This is a genomic window from Kineosporia mesophila, from assembly GCF_021129235.1.
In the GTDB taxonomy this organism is placed as follows: Bacteria; Actinomycetota; Actinomycetes; order Actinomycetales; family Kineosporiaceae; genus Kineosporia; species Kineosporia mesophila.
In genome coordinates this window covers 216,563-234,497 of sequence record NZ_JAJOMA010000001.1, presented here as the reverse complement: position 1 = coordinate 234,497, position 17,935 = coordinate 216,563, and the positions used below count along the sequence as shown (strand labels likewise).

The following is a 17,935-nucleotide window of genomic DNA, read 5'->3' as shown; positions in this document are numbered from 1 at the left end:
GGGGTCGGCCGGGTTCACGAGGCGAGAACCTGCTCGATCCGCAGGCCCAGATCACGGACCGCGTCCGCGTTCGGGCCCCGGTCGGCCACGCCGACAGCCAGCCGCCCCAGCGGGGCCAGCCGGTCGGTGACCCGGCGCGAGCGCAGCCGGTGGGCCTGCTCCAGGGCCTGACCGCCGTACTCCAGCGCGGCCTGGGTGTCTTTGGTCAGAAGACAGGCCGTGGCCAGCGCACCCTGCTCGAAGGCCAGGCTGCGGGCCATGCCGTCGGTGCGCCGGGTCACGCTGCTCTCCAGCGCCTGGCGGGCCGGGGCCGCGTAGGCGTCGTTGTGCCGGGCCATCGCGAGCTTGGTCATGCCGTCGAGAGCCAGGACGTCGAGCTCGGCGAAGAACTGCACCCACGGCTCCTGGTCGGCGTCCCCGGCCCGGTCGAACTCGTCCTGGGCCCGGTTGAGGTGGGTGATGGCCTGGGCCTCGTCGCCCATCTCGGCGTAGGTCCAGGCGATGTTGGCGCACAGCATGGCCACGGTGCGCCGTGAGCCGGAGTCCTGCGCGGCGAGCTGACCGAGCTGGAAGAAGCGCAGTGCCTCGCCGACCCGCTTGCGGTGCAGGTAGACCCGGCCGGCGCGGTACAGCACGTTGGCCGTCAGCGAGGGCACCTTGGCCTGGCGGGCGAAGTCGAGGGCCAGGGCGAGGTGCCGCCCGGCGACGTTGTAGAGACCGACGTCGAAAGCGGTCCAGCCGGCCAGGTTGTGCACGTCGGCGGCGGCCACCAGCAGCTGGGTCTGGGTCGCCGGCCGGGAGGGCAGCTCGCACAGCTTGTCCACCCAGCGGGCGTGGGCGGCCACGGCGTCGCGGCAGGCCCCGCCGCCGAACCGGTAGTCGAGGTGGCGCAGCTGCGCCGTGACCGCCTCGGCCTGCTCGACGTCTTCGGGACCGATCTGGCCGGGCAGCGGTGTGGCCGCGGCCGGGACCGAGGCCCACTCCGAGGACAGTTCGCCGGCCGTCCCCACCGTGACCTCGGCCGCGTAGGCCAGGAGGGCGTGCCCACGGGTGTCGTCCTCGTGGTCGGTGCGGGTCTGGGCCGGCACGAGGTTCTGGTCCAGCCAGGACGCCGTGTCGGTGTCGTAGGCGAGGCCGAGATATCCGCGCGGTACGCCGAAGCCGTCAGCGACCCGGCAGAGCACCTCGTACGCCATCACCCGGCGGCCCCGGAGCACCTCGTAGACCTCGGACGACGACATCCCGGTGAGGGCCGCGATGGTTCGCTGCGAGGTGCCGTGCTTCTGGAGCAACCGGAAGACTGTGCCCAGATCACGGGCCGCGAGCGCGCGGCGCATGTCCAGACGCTCCCAGACCTCGTCGGCGGGCAGTGGACTTCTTGGTTCCACGTTCATCGCTCGACTCCTGTTTCCCCGTTTTCCCCGTCTTGACCGACGGTAGGGGATCCGTCACGGATTGGCTAACGACTCGAAAAGAATGTAGCCAAGCCGACTAGCGCGACTAGGCACCCCACGAGGACATCCCGTTTGTCCTCATTGAAGGCTTATGCACGCCTGCCTTGCCGAGCCGCCTAGCCCGACGAGTCACCGGAGATAGGCGGCGCCCAGAAGCCGAGCCGTTCCCCCCGGCGGCTGTACGCCGGAGCCGGGCAGACGCAATGCTCTTGGAACAGCGCCGGGACGGGTGACAGTCACCCGCCGACACCCTCCACCCGTCCCGGCGCCGGCTCGTTCCCACTCGCTCGCCAGATCTCGCACCACCGGGCCGCCAGCGGGAACAAGGGGGGCCGCCACACTGCCATCCATCAGTGCAAGTGGATAGGCGCGGTGGCCACATCGGTGCATTCCGGCGACACCCCCCGGTACCCCGTCACCCGGAATCCCGGGATCTAAATCCGTACAGATACCAACACAAAGAACTGCATCAAAAGTGTGGTGAACCGGGAAATCTGCCGGTGACTTACCGGGCCCTCACGGAAACACTGAGTCCAATCTTCATACGTCCGGACGAGGCATTAGCCGTCCGTACGGGCCAATAAATCGCGGCTCGTAACGCGAGGTGGTCCTTCACCGATAGCGCCCGCAGTGACTCTTTGACGGGAGTGACGGCAGCAGTGCAAAGCACCACCGATACACAGGTCATGGAGGTCTGGTCATGAGCGAGGTCAGCAGGAGCACGAGCACCGTCGGGGGCGTCTCGACCAGTTACAGCCCGGTCCGCGAGAGCGCGGTGATGATCAACCTCGAGGCCTGGACCGGACGGCTCAGTTTCGATGCGAAGAACGGCCGCGGCTGGCGCGTCGGCACGGTGGTCGTCGACGTCGCCCTGTCCGAGCTGACGATCATCTACGGCACCCGCAAGCGCGCCGTCATCGACCGCGGCGACTTCCGCGACTGGCTGCTGCGCCCGGGCACCCCGCTTCCCGTGGACGACGTGGTGTGGCGGAGCGAGGCCGACGGCATCTACATCGTCATCGGGGGCCTCACCTACGCAGTGCCGGACTTCGTCCTGCAGCGACTCGACAACCTCATCTAACCCGGGCATCTCCCCCACCGGCCGTGGGGGACATCTGGACGGGCCGGATCACCTCACGGGGTTCAGGATTCAACGCGTGGGAGTGCTGACAGATCCGACCCTGACCGCACCCCCGGGCCGGGCTGCAACGAACCTTTTCTCGTGGCTTGGCGCCGGGCCGAACACCTTGCTCTCCGTCGTCGAGGGGCAAGCTGTCGACCGCTCCGCCCCGGACGCGGCCGACCGGGTCGCCGACGCCGTCCGCACCGTGGTGCTGACGCTCGGGGACGAACTGCCGACCGGCCCGCTGCTGCCGCTCTGGCAGACGCTGGCCGCGCTCGGCCACGCCGACCTGACGGTGGCCCGGCTGGCCGAGGGACACATCGACGCTGTCCGGATCCTGCACGAGGCCGGCCGCGCGCCGGTGCCGGACGCGGTCTACGGAGTCTGGGCCTCCGCCTCCGGCGGAACCGGCCTGACCGCATCGACCACCACCGGCGAAACCGGCGAAACCGGCGAAACCGGCTGGACTGTCAACGGCACCATGCGGTTCTGCTCCGGCGCCTGGTTCATCGACCGCGCCCTCACGGTGGTCTCCACCGACGAGGGCAAGGTCCTCGTGGACATCGATGTCCGCTCCCGTCACCTGGCCCGCCTCGACGACACCTGGCCGTCGCTGGGCATGGACGCCAGCCGCAGCGTCGACATCGAGGTGCACGACCTGCCCGTCCCCCGGGACGCGGCGGTCGGCGGCCCCGGCTTCTACCTCGACCGGCCCGGCTTCACCCTCGGCGGTGCCGGGGTGGCCGCGGTCTGGCTGGGCGGTGCCCACGGTCTGCTCCACAGCCTGCTCCGGAACCAGACCCGGGCGGCGAACCCCCATCAGCTCGCCCACCTGGGCGCCATGGCCGTGGCGATCAGCTCGGCCGACGCCCTGCTGACCAGTCTGGCCGGCCAGCCGCTGAGCCTGGCCGACATGACCGCGGCCCGCACCGCGGTGGAACTGGCGGTGCTGGAGGTACTCACCCGCGCCCCTCGGGTCACCGGCCCGAACGGCCTCTGCCGTAACGGCGAGATCGCCCACCGCCTGGCCGATCTGGAGATCTACGTGCGCCAGCACCACGGTGAGGCGGACTACGAGCAGATCGGCGCCCACCTGGTCGAGACCGGAACACTGCTCGGGAGGACGTTCCGGTGACCGATCAGATGGAGGTCCATACCGAGGTCACCGCCCGCGGGCTGCCGGCGAGCCTGTGGCGGCCCAAGCTGGAGGCGGCCCCCACTCCCCGGTTGCTGCCGATCGTCGCGGGCCGCCCGGTGACGGTGATCGCCCCGCACCCCGACGACGAGTCACTCGGGGCGGGCGGCCTGCTGCACCGGCTCACGACCGCCGGCTGCACCCCCACCGTCGTGATCGTGACCGACGGCGCCGCCGGCTACCCCGGCGCCGACCCGGCGCAACGGCACGACCTGGCGCGCACCCGCCGCCGGGAGACCTGGGCCGCGATCCGCGAGCTGTGTCAGAAGGGCGCCCAGCCGATCTTTCTCGACATCCCCGACGGCGAGGCGGCCGCGCACGAGGACGAGCTGACCGACCGGTTCACCGATCTCCTGCCCGCGGACGGCCTGGTGCTGGCGCCCTGGCCCGACGATCCGCACCCCGATCACCAGGCGGTCGGCCGGGCGGCCCGGATCGCCGCGACCCGCGCCGGGCGCGAACTGTGGCAGTACCCGATCTGGATGCGGCACTCGGTCCAGCCCGACGACGCCCGGGTGGACGACGCCACGCTGACCGTGGTGTGCCTGTCGGCCGCGGAACGTCAGGCCAAGCGCCGGGCGATCCTCGCGCACGAGAGCCAGATCCGTTCCCCGTTCAGCGGTTACGGTCCGGTCCTGCCTGACCACGTGCTCGAGCTTTTCGCCGACGGCCTGGAGCCGTTCTTCGTGCCGAGGATCCCGTAGACGCCATGCGTGAGACCGATTTCGAGAAGCGCTATCAGGAAGACATCGATCCCTGGGGTTACCGCGATTCCTGGTACGAACAGCGCAAGTACGCGATCACCCTGGCCTGCCTGCCCCGTGAGAGATACCGGCTGGCCTGGGAACCCGCGTGCTCGATCGGTGTGCTCACCCGGGGTCTGGCCACCCGCGCCGACCGGGTGGTCGCCTCCGACGCCAGCCCGACCGCGATCGCCGCCGCGCGCTCCGGTGACGTTCCCCCGAACGCCGAGTGGAACGTCCATCAATTACCCGCCGAACCACCTCCCCCGTCCGCCGACCTCGTGGTTCTCTCCGAGATCCTCTACTACCTGCCCCTTCCCGACCGGGAACGCACGCTGTCGCAGGCCTGGACCGCCCTCGACCCCGGGGGTGACCTGATCGTCGTGCACTGGCGTCACGCGTCCGACGACACTCATCTGTCCGGGGAGGACACCCACGTCTGGTTACGCTCCCAGCCAGGGTGGCGGCACCTGATCTCCCACCGGGACGAGGAATTCGTCCTCGATGTCTTCAGAAAGCCATGAAACCCGAAGCTCTCGCCGTCATCATTCCTGCCATGAACGAAGCCGACCTGGTCGGCGACTGTCTCGACGCGGTCATCACCGCGGTCTCCGGCAACCGCGTGCCGGTGGCGATCGTCCTGGTCGCCCACCACTGCTCGGACGACACCGAAACCGTCGTCCGGAAACGTTTTTCGAAGCTGAGTGGCCTGGTCGAAGGTATGGTGGTCCGCCTCGACCGGGGCAGCGTGGCCACCGCGCGATCGACCGGCACGATGGCCGGGCTCTACCTGCTCGCGGCCTACGGCGTGCCCTTCGACCGCACCTGGCTGCTCTCCACCGACGCCGACAGCCGGGTGCCGGCCGACTGGATCGACCGCTACCGCCGGCGGATGGACCGGCGCACCGCCGCCCTCACCGGCCTGGTGCACGTCTCCGGATGTGAGAACGAGAACACCCAGGACGACGCCCACGAGGCCTACCACCACCTGATGCGCACCACCGGCCCGCACGCCTACGCGGCCAACCTCGCGGTCCGCGCCGACGCCTACCTCGACGTGGGCGGCTGGCCCGACCAGGTGCCCGGCGAGGAGCATGCCCTGCTCGAGGCCCTGCGCCACAACCACTGGCCCGTCGTGCCGGTCCCGGACAACGTGGTCACCACCAGCGGTCGCGACACCCCTCGCGCCCCCGGCGGTCTCGGCGAACTGCTCGGCCGGCTGCGGGCGACGCACGCCGGGGTTCCGAGGCAGGCACTACGCTCACGCCCATGAAGTCCCCCGGGTTCCTGATCGGCCTGGCCCTCCTGACCCTGACGGCCTGCAGCAACACCGGTGACGAGACCCCGCCGGCCCCCACCCCGTCGGCCGGGGTGATCCCGACCGACTGCGTGACCGGCACCGATCTGGCCGAGACGATGAGTGACCCGAGGGTGACCCAGATCGAGGTTCTGCCCGACTGCTCCGGCGTCTCGGTGAATACCGCGCTGAACGAGGACGAGGCCGATCTGGCCCTCCTGGTCTGCGATTCCGCCGCCGACCTGACCTACCCGGCGCAGCCGACCGTCACCGGGATCACCGTGATCAGTGAGAACGGCAACGACATCGCCACGGGCGTACGCGATCAGGCTTGCGCACCCGTGCAAGGACGGGCCACCAGCCGCAGATCCGGCCCGGAGCGGGCGATGTCGAGCAGTTCCAGGCGCAGGATGTCGTCCATCGTGCCGATACCGGCGTCGAGCAGACCACTCTTGCCCGACCCGAGCAGCGCCGGCGCCACGTAGTTGATCACGCGATCGACCAGCCGGGCGGCGATGAACGAGCCGGCCAGCGTGGGCCCGCCCTCCAGGAAGAGCCCCCGAACTCCCTTCGCGTAGAGCGCCTCCAGCAGTGCCGGCACCGAAAGCCCCTGCGAGGATCGGGGAATCCGCAGGACCTCGGCGGACGATCCGGTCAGGTGATCGGTCGAGGCGTCCGGGGCCACTGCGATCAGGGTGGGCGCCGAGGAGTCGAGAACTCGCGCTTCAGAAGTGGTCCGGGCGTTGGTGTCCACCACCACCCGGTACGGCTGCTCGGCCGTCGGCACCGACGACAGGTCGAGCCGGGGATCGTCACGACCCCGCACCGCCAGATGCGGGTCGTCGGCCTGCTGGGTGCCCGAGCCCACCACGGTCGCGTGGCACCCGGCCCGCAGCAGGTGCACCTCGGCCCGGCTGGCGGCACTGGTGATCCACTGACTGGTGCCGTCGGCCGCCGCGATGCGCCCGTCGAGCGTGGCCGCGAACTTGTAGACCACGAAGGGGCGACCCTGCTCGTTCACCGCCGCCCACTCGTCGCGGCCGACCAGCTCGTCGATCGACACCGCGAGCGTCGTCATCGCGCCCCCGCCTGCACGGCCCCCACCAGCGACTCGCCGAACTCGATCACCCGGCGGTCGGCGATGTCCTGGTCGGCCGCCACGTCGGTCATCGCCTGGAGCTCGTCGAGCGTGCGCCGCGAGCCGGTGTCCACGCCGATCTCCAGGGCCTGGCTGCCCACGTCCACGGCCTCGTCGATGCGGCGCAGCATGGCCAGGGCCTTGGACTTACGGGCCATGTGCAGCCCCCGCTCCCGCCGGTACTCCTGCGGCCACTCGGTGAGCGCCCGGTCGTAGGAGTCCACGGCCTCCTGCGCCTTGCCCAGGGTGATCAGCACGTTCGCCCGCTGCGCGGTCACGTAGTCGGTGGTGCACCACTCGGCCAGCGACCAGGGGTCGCCCGGCTCCGGGCCGGGATCGTCCTGCACCAGCTCGAGCGCGTCGTCCATCGCGCTCAGGGCACCGGTGCCGTCGCCCTCGATGGCCAGGCCCACGGCCCGCTGCTGGGCGGCCGCGGCGCGGATGCGGGGGGCCGACCCGGCCCGCCGCTCGGCCGCCTCACTCAGCCCGATCGCCAGTGACGACTCCTGCTGGGCGGCTGCCTGCTGGGCCCGGCGCATCAGCGTGTACGCGGCCAGGTCGGTGTTCTCGCTGGCCTGGGCCCACTCGACGGAGCGCCCGGTCCAGACGACGCTGCGCACGGACTGCCCGGCGTCCTCGAACAACCAGCCCTGGAACTCCGCGTAGAGGGTCGCGAGGTCGAACACGCGGTGTCTGAGGTCCCCCCGTGCGGAACCCAGCATGTCCTGCACGTTCGACATCTGCTCCCCCACCGTCGCGATCAGGCGACCCGGGCCCAGCATGGAGTCGGAGCGGACCAGGGAGGCCCGCAGAGTGGTGAGCTCGTCGATGACCTGGGCGCTGACCGGCAGGGACGGCCGCACGGAACCGCGGCGCCCCTCCGGCAGCGGCAGGGCGTCGAAGTCGGCCGGCTCACCGGTGCCGAGGAAGGCCTGGAAGCGGTGCACCGACTCCCGGCTGGCCCGGCTCAGCGCGGTGTCCAGCGCGGCCTGCATCTCCGGCAGCGGCTCGATGTCGGCGCCGCGCGACTCCCAGTTGCTCACCGTCCGCACGGCGACGCCCAGGTGGTCGGCGAACCCGATGACCGTCATCCGCAGAGCCCGGCGAAGTGCCCGGGTCTCCCGTCCTGTCCAACGCTCCACCGCGATCACACGACCACCCTTTTCCGCACGGACCGGCTGCTGCTTCGTGGGCACGAGCCGGTTCCCGAAATCCCGAATCAGGTTAAGTCGGCTTTGATCGATTCCCCATAGCCGTTGCATTGCCACTGCCATATCCGTAACGACACGTGACTGACGGTTACTTAGAGGGACGTTTGAGGCCGCATGCCAGCTCGAGTCCCCCGCTCTCCGCAACCGTTTGTGCTTTGGATCACCCCAGGTCAAACCGATGTTCAACGACCCGTAGGGATCGGCGTCAAGAAGCTGTCGGGATCTCTGCAAGATCCGTCAAGAAACCGTCAACGCATCTGCTCTTCCCGATCGTGCGGAGATGTGCTTGCACCAGTCCGGCAGGAAGCCGGACGGAGCGAGCCAAGTGAGGGATAGCAGTGCTTGACCTGGTGTACCTGGTGGTGACCGTGGCGCTCTTCGGCGCCCTGGCCCTGATCGTCCGAGGGGTGGAACGACTGTGACCCTCGTGAACCTGGCCGGCCTCGTGATCGCCGTCGGCCTGACCGTCTTCCTGCTGGCGGCCCTGCTCTTCCCGGAGAAGTTCTGATGAGCGCGACCACAGCGGGCGTCCTCTTCGTGGTGTCGCTCGTCGTCGTGCTGGCCGCGGCGTACCGGCCGGCCGGCGACCACCTGTACCGCGTGTTCACCGGGACCCGGCACTCCCGGGTGGAACGCGGCGTCTACCGCGTGATCGGGGTCGACCCCGCCGCGGAACAGCCCTGGGGCATCTACGCCCGCAGCGTGCTCGCCTTCTCCGCGATCTCGCTGCTCCTCCTCTACGCCTTCCTGCGGCTCCAGGGGCACCTGCTGCTGTCCCTGGGCTTCGACGACGTGCCGCCCGAGCTGTCCTGGAACACCGCCGTCAGCTTCATGACCAACACGAACTGGCAGGCCTACAGCGGTGAGTCCACGCTCGGTCACCTGGTGCAGATGGCCGGCCTGGCGGTGCAGAACTTCCTCTCCGCCGCCGTCGGCATCGCCGTCTGCGTGGCCCTGGTGCGCGGGTTCGCCCGCAGCCGCACCGAGCACCTGGGCAACTTCTGGGTCGACCTGGTGCGGATCTGTTTCCGCGTCCTGCTGCCCGTCGCCGTGGTAGCCGCGATCGTCTTCGTCGCCGCCGGGGCCGCGCAGAACTTCTCCTCGGGCCAGGAGATCAGCACGCTGACCGGCGGCACCCAGACGATCCCGGGCGGGCCCGCAGCCAGCCAGGAGGCGATCAAGCTGCTGGGCACGAACGGCGGTGGCTTCTGGAACGTCAACAGCGCCCACCCGCTGTCCAACCCCACCGGCTGGACCAACTGGATCCAGATCTTCCTGATCCTGCTGATCCCCGTCTCCCTGCCGCGCGCCTTCGGCCGGATGGTGGGCAGCAACAAGCAGGGGTACGCGATCCTCGCCGCGATGGGCACCATCGCGATCGCCAGTGTCGCGCTGCTGAACCTGAGCAACGGCCTGGCCCTGGGCACCGTGCCGACCGCGGTCGGCGCCGCCACCGAGGGCACCGAGACCCGCTTCGGCGTGCTCCAGTCGGCCACCTTCGGCGCGGCCACCACCCTGACCTCGACCGGTGCGGTCGACTCGTTCCACTCCTCGTACACCTCGTTCGGTGGCGGGCTCACGATGCTCAACATGATGCTCGGCGAGATCGCTCCCGGCGGAACCGGCTCTGGTCTCTACGGGATGCTGGTGATCGCCGTGATCACGGTGTTCGTGGCCGGCCTGATGGTCGGTCGCACGCCGGAGTACCTGGGCAAGAAGATCGGCTCCCGCGAGATCAAGTTCGCCTCGTTGTACCTGCTGACGACCCCGGCCCTGGTCCTGGTCGGCACCGCGGTCGCGATGGCCACGCCCGGTGCCCGCGACTCCATGCTGAGTTCCGGCTCCCACGGCTTCTCCGAGGTGCTGTACGCCTTCACCTCCGCCAGCAACAACAACGGCTCGGCATTCGCCGGTCTGTCGGCCAACACCGGCTTCTACAACACGGCCCTGGGCATCTGCATGCTGCTCGGCCGGCTGCTACCGATCATCTTCGTGCTCGGCCTGGCCGGATCGCTGGCCCGGCAGCGACCCGTGCCCGAGTCGGCCGGGACGCTGAAGACCTACCAGCCCCTGTTCGTCGGGATGCTCGTCGGCGTGGTCGTCATCGTCGTGGCCCTGACCTTCCTCCCGGCGCTGGCCCTCGGGCCGATCGCCGAGGGCCTGAGCTGAACCGGGAAGGTTCGCACGATCACGAACCAAGGTTCCGTGATCAGGCCAGCCCTCCCCGGTGATCATGAAACTTTCCTCCCCCGAAGGACCCCCGGTGACAACCACGTCCATCATTGACACCCCAGCACCCCCCGAACCCACGAAACCCACGATCAAGGGCGGGCTTCTCGACCCGAAGCAGCTCTGGGCCTCGCTGCCCGACGCCCTGCGCAAGCTCGACCCCCGCACCCTGTGGCGCAACCCGGTCATGTTCATCGTCGAGATCGGCTCGGTGTTCACCACCGTCCTGGCGATCACCGACCCGTCCGTCTTCTCCTGGGTCATCACCGTCTGGCTCTGGCTCACCGTGCTCTTCGCCAACCTGGCCGAGGCGGTGGCCGAGGGGCGGGGCAAGGCGCAGGCCGACACCCTGCGAAAGGCCAAGCAGGACACGGTCGGTCGCAAGCTCCGCAACTGGAATCCCGACTCCCCGGAAATCGACGAGCACACCGTCGGGGCACCGGAACTCCAACTCGGTGACTTCGTCGTGGTCGACGCCGGCGAGGTGATCCCCGGCGACGGCGAAGTGGTACAGGGCATCGCCAGCGTCGACGAGTCGGCGATCACCGGCGAGTCCGCGCCCGTCATCCGCGAGTCCGGCGGTGACCGGTCCGCGGTCACCGGTGGCACGCGCGTGCTGTCGGACCGGATCATCGTGCGGATCACGCAGAAGCCCGGTGAGAGCTTCGTCGACCGGATGATCGCCCTGGTCGAGGGCGCGAACCGGCAGAAGACGCCGAACGAGATCGCGCTGAACATCCTGCTGGCCTCGCTCACCGTGATCTTCCTGATGGCGGTGGCGACCCTTCAGCCGATGGCCGTGTTCGCCGTCCGGGAGCAGGGTTTCGGCCCGGACGACGCGGTGCTCAACAACGACGGGGTCACCGGCATCGTGCTGGTCTCCCTGCTCGTCTGCCTGATCCCGACCACGATCGGCGCCCTGCTCTCGGCCATCGGCATCGCCGGCATGGACCGGCTGGTGCAGCGCAACGTCCTGGCCATGTCCGGGCGTGCGGTCGAGGCGGCCGGCGACGTGAGCACCCTGCTGCTGGACAAGACCGGCACCATCACCCTGGGAAACCGCCAGGCCAGCGAGTTCGTCCCCGTGCACGGTGTCTCGGTGGCCGAGATCGCAGACGCCGCGCAGCTTTCCAGCCTGTCCGACGAGACGCCCGAGGGCCGCTCGATCGTGACCCACGCCCAGCAGGCGCACCAGCTGCCGGAACGGTCGCCGGGCGAACTGCGCGACGCCACCTGGATCGAGTTCACCGCCCAGACCCGGATGTCGGGTGTCGACCTCGGCGACCGGCAGCTGCGCAAGGGCGCGGCCGCCTCGGTCATCGAGTGGGTCCGCGCGAACGGCGGTCACGTGCCGGACGACGTGAAGGACATCGTCGAGGAGATCTCCTCCTCCGGCGGTACCCCGCTGGTGGTGGCCGAACACACCCGGGTGCTCGGTGTCATCCATCTCAAGGACGTCGTGAAGCCCGGCATGCGAGAGCGTTTCGACGAGATGCGGCGGATGGGCATCCGCACGGTGATGATCACCGGTGACAACCCGCGCACCGCCGAGGCGATCGCCAGGGAGGCCGGCGTCGACGACTTCCTCGCCGAGGCCACCCCCGAGGACAAGCTCGCGCTGATCAAGCGGGAGCAGGAGGGCGGCAAGCTGGTCGCGATGACCGGCGACGGCACGAACGACGCGCCCGCCCTGGCCCAGGCCGACGTCGGCGTGGCGATGAACACCGGCACCTCGGCCGCGAAAGAGGCTGGGAACATGGTGGACCTAGACTCCGACCCGACGAAACTCATCGAGATCGTCGAGATCGGCAAGCAGCTCCTGATCACCCGCGGCGCCCTGACCACGTTCTCGATCGCCAACGACATCGCCAAGTACTTCGCCATCATCCCGGCCATCTTCGCGGCGGTCTACCCGGGTCTGGACACGCTGAACATCATGCGCCTGGACAGCCCCACCTCGGCGATCCTGTCCGCGGTCGTGTTCAACGCGATCATCATCGTCGCGCTGATCCCGCTGGCCCTGCGCGGTGTGCGCTACCGGCCCTCCGACGCCGCCACGATGCTGCGCCGCAACCTGCTGGTCTACGGCGTCGGCGGCATCGTCACCCCCTTCATCGGGATCAAGGTCATCGACCTGCTGATCTCGAACATCCCCGGAATCTCCTGAGGAACCAGAACAATGCGACTCCCCTCGTGGATCGGCCAGCACCTCGCCGCCCTTCGCGTCCTGCTGGTCATGACCGTGGTGCTCGGTCTGGCCTACCCCCTGCTGATCACGGCGGTGGGACAGCTGCCCGGCCTGAAGCACGACCTGCTCGCGAAGAACGGCAGGGCCGTCGGCTCGGCGCTGATCGGCCAGTCCTTCACCGACACCGACGGCCAGGCCCTGCCGCAGTACTTCCAGTCCCGCCCGTCCGCCGCCGGAGACGGCTACGACCCGCTGTCCACCAGCGCGTCCAACCTCGGGCCGGAAGACATCGTCGACACCCTGAGTACGGACGAGGAGACCGCCTCCCAGAGTCTGCTCACCCAGGTCTGCTCCCGCAGTCTCGCCGTCGGCGAGCTGGAGGGTGTGGACGGGTCCCGGCCCTACTGCACCTCCGACGGGGTCGGCGCCGTGCTCGGGGTCTGGCGGGCCGACGGCGCCACCGGCCGGATCACCCAGGTGGTCAGCCTGAACCAGGCCGCACCGGCCCGGCCGTTCGTGAGTGAGTACGAGGGCGTCGAGGTCGAGCCGGCCGAACCGGACACCGAGTACAGCGGCTACGTGGCCACGCCAATCCGGGGCGACGCCCCGGACCACCCGGCCGTGCCGGCCGACGCCGTCACCGCGAGCGCCAGTGGCCTGGACCCGCAGATCAGCGTGGCCTACGCCGATCTGCAGGTCGCGCGCGTGGCCCGGGAGCGGGGGATGGACACTGCTGCCGTGAGGAAACTGATCGGCGAGTACACCGACGGCCGGACCCTGGGCTTCATCGGTGAGCCGGGTGTCGACGTGCTGGAACTCAACCTGGCCCTGGACGAGGCGTAGGGCATGGCCGGCCGGCTGCGGGTGCACCTCGGGGCGGCTCCCGGCGTGGGGAAGACGTACAAGATGCTCGAGGAGGGACAACGGCGTCGCGAACGCGGCACCGATGTCGTGATCGGCTACGTCGAGACCCACGGCCGGGAGCAGACCGAGGCGATGATCGGCGACCTCGAGGTGCTCCCGCGCCGCACGGTGACCTACCGGGGTGCCACGTTCACCGAGATGGACGTGGACGCGGTGATCGCCCGGGCCCCCGAGGTGGTGCTCGTGGACGAGCTGGCGCACACCAACGTGCCCGGCTCGCGCAACACCAAACGCTGGCAGGACATCGAGGAACTGCTCGACGCCGGCCTGACCGTGATGACCACGGTCAACGTGCAGCACCTGGAGTCGATCAACGACATCGTCCGGCAGATCACCGGGGTACCGCAGCGCGAGAGCGTGCCCGACGAGGTGGTGCGCCGGGCCGACACGATCGAGCTGGTGGACATGGCACCCGAGGCCATCCGGCGCCGGATGGCCCACGGCAACATCTACGGGGCGGAGAAGATCGACGCCGCCCTGGGCAACTACTTCCGGGTCGGCAACCTGACCGCGCTGCGTGAGCTGGCGCTGCTCTGGCTGGCCGACAAGGTGGACGACGAGCTCGAGAGTTACCGTGCCTCGCAGGGCATCTCGGACACCTGGGAGGCCCGGGAGCGGGTCGTCGTGGCGCTCACCGGGGGCCCGGAGGGAGAGACGCTCATCCGCCGGGCCGCCCGGCTGGCCAGCCGCTCGCGCGGGGCCGACCTGCTGGCCGTGCACGTGGCCCGCAACGACGGCCTGAGCGGGGGCAGTCACGCCCACCTGGTGGCCCAGAGGACGCTGACGGAAGACCTGGGAGGGACGTACCACCAGGTCGTGGGCAACGACGTACCCAAGGCGCTGCTCGACTTCGCCCGCGGGGTGAACGCGACGGAGCTGGTGCTGGGGGTCTCCCGGCGGGGACGGCTGTCCGGCCTCCTCTCCCCCGGTGTCGGCGTGACCACGACCAACGGCGCGGGCACCATCGACGTGCACCTGGTCACGCACTCCCAGGCCCACCAGGGCCGGGTGGTACCCAAGGCCGAGAGTGCCCTGAGCCGGAACCGGCGGCTGGCCGGGCTTCTCGTCGCGACCCTGGGCCTGGCCCTGCTCACGGCGCTGCTGACCCAGCTGCGGGGTCAGGTCTCGCTGGGCAGTGACCTGCTGCTCTACCTGGCCGCGGTGGTGATCGTGGCCCTGGTCGGCGGGCTCTGGCCGGCCCTGATCGGGGCGGTGGCCGGGTCGATACTGCTCAACTACTTCTTCGCCCCGCCGTTCCACACGATCACCATCGCGACCCGCGAGAACGTGCTGGCACTGGCGGTTTTCCTGGTGGTGGCGGTGGCGGTGAGCGCCACGGTGGACCGCGCGGCGCGGCGCACGCGTGAGGCCGCGAGCGCGCGGGCCGAGGCGGAGACGCTGTCCACCCTGGCGGGCAGCGTGCTGCGCGGCGCCCAGCCGCTCCCGGCCCTGCTCGACCAGGTGCGCGAGACCTTCCGGTTCAACGGCGCGACGCTGTTGCAGCGCACGCCCGACTCGGGTCCGAGCCCGGACCTGCAGCACGACCCGGGCGCCTGGCAGGTGGTCGCGTCGGTGGGCCGGCCGCTGTCCACGCCCGGCGAGGGCGATGCCGAGGTTCTGGTCGACGAGGAGATCTCCCTGGTGCTCTGCGGTCATCCGCTCGCGGCCGAGGACCGGCGCGTGGTGCAGGCTTTCGCCGCCCAGGCGGTGGTCGCGATGCGTCAGCAGCAGTTGCGGGAGCAGGCCGCCGCGGCGGGGCCGCTGGCGGAGGTGGACCGAATGCGGACGGCACTGCTGTCGGCGGTCAGTCACGATCTCCGGACGCCTCTCGCGTCGGCGAAGGCGGCGGTGGGGGGATTGAGGACGCCGGGGATCCGGTTCAGTGACGACGATCAGGAGGAGCTCCTGGCCAGTGTCGAGGAGTCGCTGGACCGGCTGACCCGGCTGGTGGACAACCTGCTGGACATGAGTCGTCTGCAGGCCGGGGCGCTGGCCATGCACCCGGAGCCGACCAGCATCGCCGAGACCGTGGCCATGGCCCTGGACGAGCTCGGCCCGGACGGGCGGGAGATCGCGGTGCACCTGCCGGAGGAGTTCCTGGAGGTGACCGGCGACCCGGTACTGATCGAGAGAGTGCTGGTGAACCTGCTGCGCAACGCGTTACGGCACAGTCCGGCGGGCAGCCCCCCGATGATCGTGGTGAGCGCGCACGCCGGTGAGGTGGAGACCCGGGTGATCGACCGGGGTCCGGGGATCCCGACCGAATTGTGGGACGACGTCTTCCTTCCCTTCCAGCGGCTGGGCGACCGGGACAACGGCACCGGGGTCGGGCTGGGCCTGGCCCTGTCCCGCGGCCTGACCGAGGCGATGGGTGGCAGGCTGACCCCCGACACGACGCCGGGAGGCGGGCTGACCATGATCATGACCCTCGTGCAGGTGACCGCGCCGTGACCCGGATCCTGGTGGTGGACGACGAGCCGCAGATGATCCGCGTGCTGCGGATCAACCTGCTGGCCCGGCAGTACGAGGTGATCACGGCGGGCACCGGGCAGACGGCCCTGGACGCCGCGCGCCAGGACCGGCCCGACATCGTGGTGCTCGACCTGGGTCTGCCCGACCTGGACGGCGTCGAGGTGATCCGGCAGCTGCGCGAGTGGACCCAGGTGCCGGTGATCGTGCTGTCCGGCCGCTCCGACAGCCACGACAAGGTGCACGCCCTGGACGCCGGGGCCGACGACTACGTGACCAAGCCGTTCAGTGTGGACGAGCTGCTGGCCCGGATCCGGGTGGTGGCCCGCCGCCAGGGCGCCGGCCAGACGCCGGGCGAGGTCCGGATCGGCCGGCACACGGTCGACCTGGCGCGGCACGTGATCTCCCCGGAGGACGTGCACCTCACCCGCACCGAGTGGCAGCTGCTGGCCGCGGTGGTGGCCGAGCCGGGCAAGCTGCTCAGCCAGCGCTACCTGCTGGAGCAGGTGTGGGGCCCGACCTACCGGGCGGAGACCCAGAACGTGCGGCAGTACATGGCCCAGCTGCGCCGCAAGCTGGAGGACGACCCGACCCGCCCGGCGCACCTGCTCACCGAGCCCGGGATGGGGTACCGGTTCCAGCCGTAGGCCCGGAAAGATCTCTACCTGATCACGAAATGGATCTTTGTCAGCAAGTTAGGGCTTCCTCACCATCGGGCATTCAGACGATCTGGCTAGCATGCGCCAATGGGCGTCAGCGGGAACCAGCAGCACAACGATCGCATCGGCTACGACGTGGTCGTGGTCGGCGCGGGACCGGCCGGCAGCAGTGCGGCCGCGGCGGCGGCGCGGATGGGCGCCCGCACCCTGATCGTCGACCGTGCGCAGTTCCCCCGGTACAAGACCTGTGGCGGCGGGCTGATCGGTGTCAGCCTGGCCGAGCTGGCCGGGTTCGACGTGCCGGTGAAGCAGGAGATCAGGCGGGCGTCGTTCACCGCCGACGGCGAGAAGGCGGCCGGGCGCTCGTCCCGCGGGCGCCTGCTCAGCCTGGTCGACCGCAGCGAGTTCGACGCCGCCCTGCTCGAGCACGCCGTGTCACTGGGGGCGCAGGTGCGCTCGGGGGTCACGGTGACGGCGGTGACCCAGGACATCGACGGCGCCCTGCTGTCCACCTCGGTCGGGCCGATCCGGGCCCGCTATGTGGTCGGCGCGGACGGCAGCGCCAGCCGCATCGCCCGTCACGTCGGCGTGACGCTCGGGCAGGTCGACCTCGGGCTGGAGTACGAGCTGAGGGCCACCGAGGAGCACACCCGCGCCTGGGCCGGGCGCATCCACATGGACTGGGGCCCGATCCCCGGCTCGTACGGCTGGGTCTTCCCGAAGGGCGACACGATCACCGTCGGCGTCATCGCGCGCCGCGGCACGTCCGACGAAGCCCGCTCTTACCTCAAGGATTTCGTTCGGAAACAGGGTCTCGACGACGCCGAGGTGATCCACGAATCCGGCCACCTGACCCGCTGCCGCACCACCGACTCCCCGCTCGGCCAGGGCCGGGTACTGGTTGCCGGCGATGCCGCCGGCCTGCTGGAACCCTGGACCCGGGAAGGCATTTCCTTCGCCCTGCGGTCCGGCCGGATCGCCGGCGAGTGTGCCGCGAAGGCCGCCGGTCCGACCGGGATGCCGCCCAGCATGGGCGATCTCAGCCGGATGGTGCGCGACTACACGGTGCGCATCACGGAAGAACTGGGGCCGGAGATGGAGGCGGGCCGGGTGTTTCTGCAGGCATTCGAACGACACCCGTCGGTCATGCACGCCCTGCTGACCCGTACCCCCCTGGGCTGGCGCGAGTTCCAGCGCCTGACGCGCGGCCAGACGAACGTCGCCCGGGTACTGCGTTTCGCCCCTGCCCGCTGGCTGCTTCGCTCGCTCAGCGGGGCGCCGGTGCCCCGGACCGCCTGATTCCGA

The 17,935-nt window shown here is 70.2% G+C and carries 15 protein-coding genes; 12 read left to right on the top strand and 3 right to left on the bottom strand.

Annotated elements, in window-relative coordinates:
- Positions 1-14: 14 nt before the first annotated feature.
- Complete coding sequence (locus tag LR393_RS01020; protein WP_231480933.1) at positions 15-1,394, bottom strand: helix-turn-helix domain-containing protein; 1,380 nt, start codon at positions 1,392-1,394, stop codon at positions 15-17.
- Between the two features lie 760 nt (positions 1,395-2,154).
- Between LR393_RS01020 and LR393_RS01015 the strand changes: the two genes are divergently transcribed.
- The 5 genes from LR393_RS01015 (at position 2,155) to LR393_RS00995 (ending at position 5,788) form a co-directional block, all read left to right on the top strand.
- Positions 2,155-2,535, top strand: coding sequence for a hypothetical protein (locus LR393_RS01015; protein WP_231480932.1), 381 nt, complete (start codon positions 2,155-2,157; stop codon positions 2,533-2,535).
- 76 nt (positions 2,536-2,611) lie between these two features.
- The gene (locus LR393_RS01010; protein WP_231480931.1) at positions 2,612-3,712 is read left to right on the top strand and encodes an acyl-CoA dehydrogenase family protein; all 1,101 of its coding nucleotides are present in this window, start codon (positions 2,612-2,614) and stop codon (positions 3,710-3,712) included.
- The gene (locus tag LR393_RS01005) at positions 3,709-4,476 is read left to right on the top strand and encodes a PIG-L deacetylase family protein (RefSeq protein WP_231480930.1); all 768 of its coding nucleotides are present in this window, start codon (positions 3,709-3,711) and stop codon (positions 4,474-4,476) included. Before LR393_RS01010 ends, LR393_RS01005 begins: the two co-directional genes overlap by 4 nt.
- Before the next feature lie 5 nt (positions 4,477-4,481).
- Entirely contained in the window at positions 4,482-5,039 is a 558-nt protein-coding gene (locus tag LR393_RS01000) for a class I SAM-dependent methyltransferase (RefSeq protein WP_231480929.1), read from the top strand.
- Complete coding sequence (locus LR393_RS00995) at positions 5,036-5,788, top strand: glycosyltransferase (protein WP_269326453.1); 753 nt, start codon at positions 5,036-5,038, stop codon at positions 5,786-5,788. The genes LR393_RS01000 and LR393_RS00995 overlap by 4 nt, the downstream gene beginning before the upstream one ends.
- Before the next feature lie 349 nt (positions 5,789-6,137).
- Here LR393_RS00995 and LR393_RS00990 read toward each other — a convergent pair whose 3' ends face one another.
- Together LR393_RS00990 and LR393_RS00985 are read right to left on the bottom strand one after the other, a co-directional pair.
- A complete protein-coding gene (locus LR393_RS00990; protein ID WP_231480927.1) occupies positions 6,138-6,890 on the bottom strand; it encodes a RibD family protein in 753 nt (250 codons plus the stop codon).
- On the bottom strand, positions 6,887-8,146 hold the full coding sequence (locus LR393_RS00985; protein ID WP_231480926.1) for a helix-turn-helix domain-containing protein: 1,260 nt from the start codon (positions 8,144-8,146) through the stop codon (positions 6,887-6,889). Before LR393_RS00985 ends, LR393_RS00990 begins: the two co-directional genes overlap by 4 nt.
- Positions 8,147-8,579: 433 nt before the next feature.
- Here LR393_RS00985 and kdpF point away from each other — a divergent pair, with 433 nt between their 5' ends.
- From kdpF to LR393_RS00950, 7 genes are all read left to right on the top strand, one after another.
- Positions 8,580-8,669 (top strand): K(+)-transporting ATPase subunit F, encoded by a 90-nt coding sequence (gene kdpF / locus LR393_RS00980; RefSeq protein ID WP_231480925.1) that lies wholly within the window; start codon positions 8,580-8,582, stop codon positions 8,667-8,669.
- Entirely contained in the window at positions 8,669-10,330 is a 1,662-nt protein-coding gene (gene kdpA / locus LR393_RS00975; protein WP_231480924.1) for a potassium-transporting ATPase subunit KdpA, read from the top strand. The genes kdpF and kdpA overlap by 1 nt, the downstream gene beginning before the upstream one ends.
- A gap of 64 nt (positions 10,331-10,394) precedes the next feature.
- Positions 10,395-12,557 (top strand): potassium-transporting ATPase subunit KdpB, encoded by a 2,163-nt coding sequence (gene kdpB / locus LR393_RS00970; RefSeq protein ID WP_269326518.1) that lies wholly within the window; start codon positions 10,395-10,397, stop codon positions 12,555-12,557.
- 12 nt (positions 12,558-12,569) lie between these two features.
- Entirely contained in the window at positions 12,570-13,421 is an 852-nt protein-coding gene (locus tag LR393_RS00965) for a potassium-transporting ATPase subunit C (RefSeq protein WP_231480922.1), read from the top strand.
- Between the two features lie 3 nt (positions 13,422-13,424).
- Positions 13,425-15,953, top strand: coding sequence for a DUF4118 domain-containing protein (locus LR393_RS00960; RefSeq protein WP_231480921.1), 2,529 nt, complete (start codon positions 13,425-13,427; stop codon positions 15,951-15,953).
- Positions 15,950-16,618, top strand: coding sequence for a response regulator (locus LR393_RS00955; RefSeq protein WP_231480920.1), 669 nt, complete (start codon positions 15,950-15,952; stop codon positions 16,616-16,618). Before LR393_RS00960 ends, LR393_RS00955 begins: the two co-directional genes overlap by 4 nt.
- A gap of 99 nt (positions 16,619-16,717) precedes the next feature.
- The gene (locus tag LR393_RS00950) at positions 16,718-17,929 is read left to right on the top strand and encodes a geranylgeranyl reductase family protein (protein WP_231480919.1); all 1,212 of its coding nucleotides are present in this window, start codon (positions 16,718-16,720) and stop codon (positions 17,927-17,929) included.
- Positions 17,930-17,935 lie beyond the last annotated feature (6 nt).

Bases quoted from the DNA above. Each gene is read 5' to 3' on its own strand.
- LR393_RS01020 (WP_231480933.1), bottom strand. From the start codon at position 1,394: ATGAACGTGGAACCAAGAAGTCCACTGCCCGCCGACGAGGTCTGGGAG.
- LR393_RS01015 (WP_231480932.1), top strand. From the start codon at position 2,155: ATGAGCGAGGTCAGCAGGAGCACGAGCACCGTCGGGGGCGTCTCGACC.
- LR393_RS01000 (WP_231480929.1), top strand. From the start codon at position 4,482: ATGCGTGAGACCGATTTCGAGAAGCGCTATCAGGAAGACATCGATCCC.
- LR393_RS00995 (WP_269326453.1), top strand. From the start codon at position 5,036: ATGAAACCCGAAGCTCTCGCCGTCATCATTCCTGCCATGAACGAAGCC.
- LR393_RS00990 (WP_231480927.1), bottom strand. From the start codon at position 6,890: ATGACGACGCTCGCGGTGTCGATCGACGAGCTGGTCGGCCGCGACGAG.
- kdpA (WP_231480924.1), top strand. From the start codon at position 8,669: ATGAGCGCGACCACAGCGGGCGTCCTCTTCGTGGTGTCGCTCGTCGTC.
- kdpB (WP_269326518.1), top strand. From the start codon at position 10,395: ATGAAACTTTCCTCCCCCGAAGGACCCCCGGTGACAACCACGTCCATC.
- LR393_RS00965 (WP_231480922.1), top strand. From the start codon at position 12,570: ATGCGACTCCCCTCGTGGATCGGCCAGCACCTCGCCGCCCTTCGCGTC.
- LR393_RS00960 (WP_231480921.1), top strand. From the start codon at position 13,425: ATGGCCGGCCGGCTGCGGGTGCACCTCGGGGCGGCTCCCGGCGTGGGG.
- LR393_RS00950 (WP_231480919.1), top strand. From the start codon at position 16,718: ATGGGCGTCAGCGGGAACCAGCAGCACAACGATCGCATCGGCTACGAC.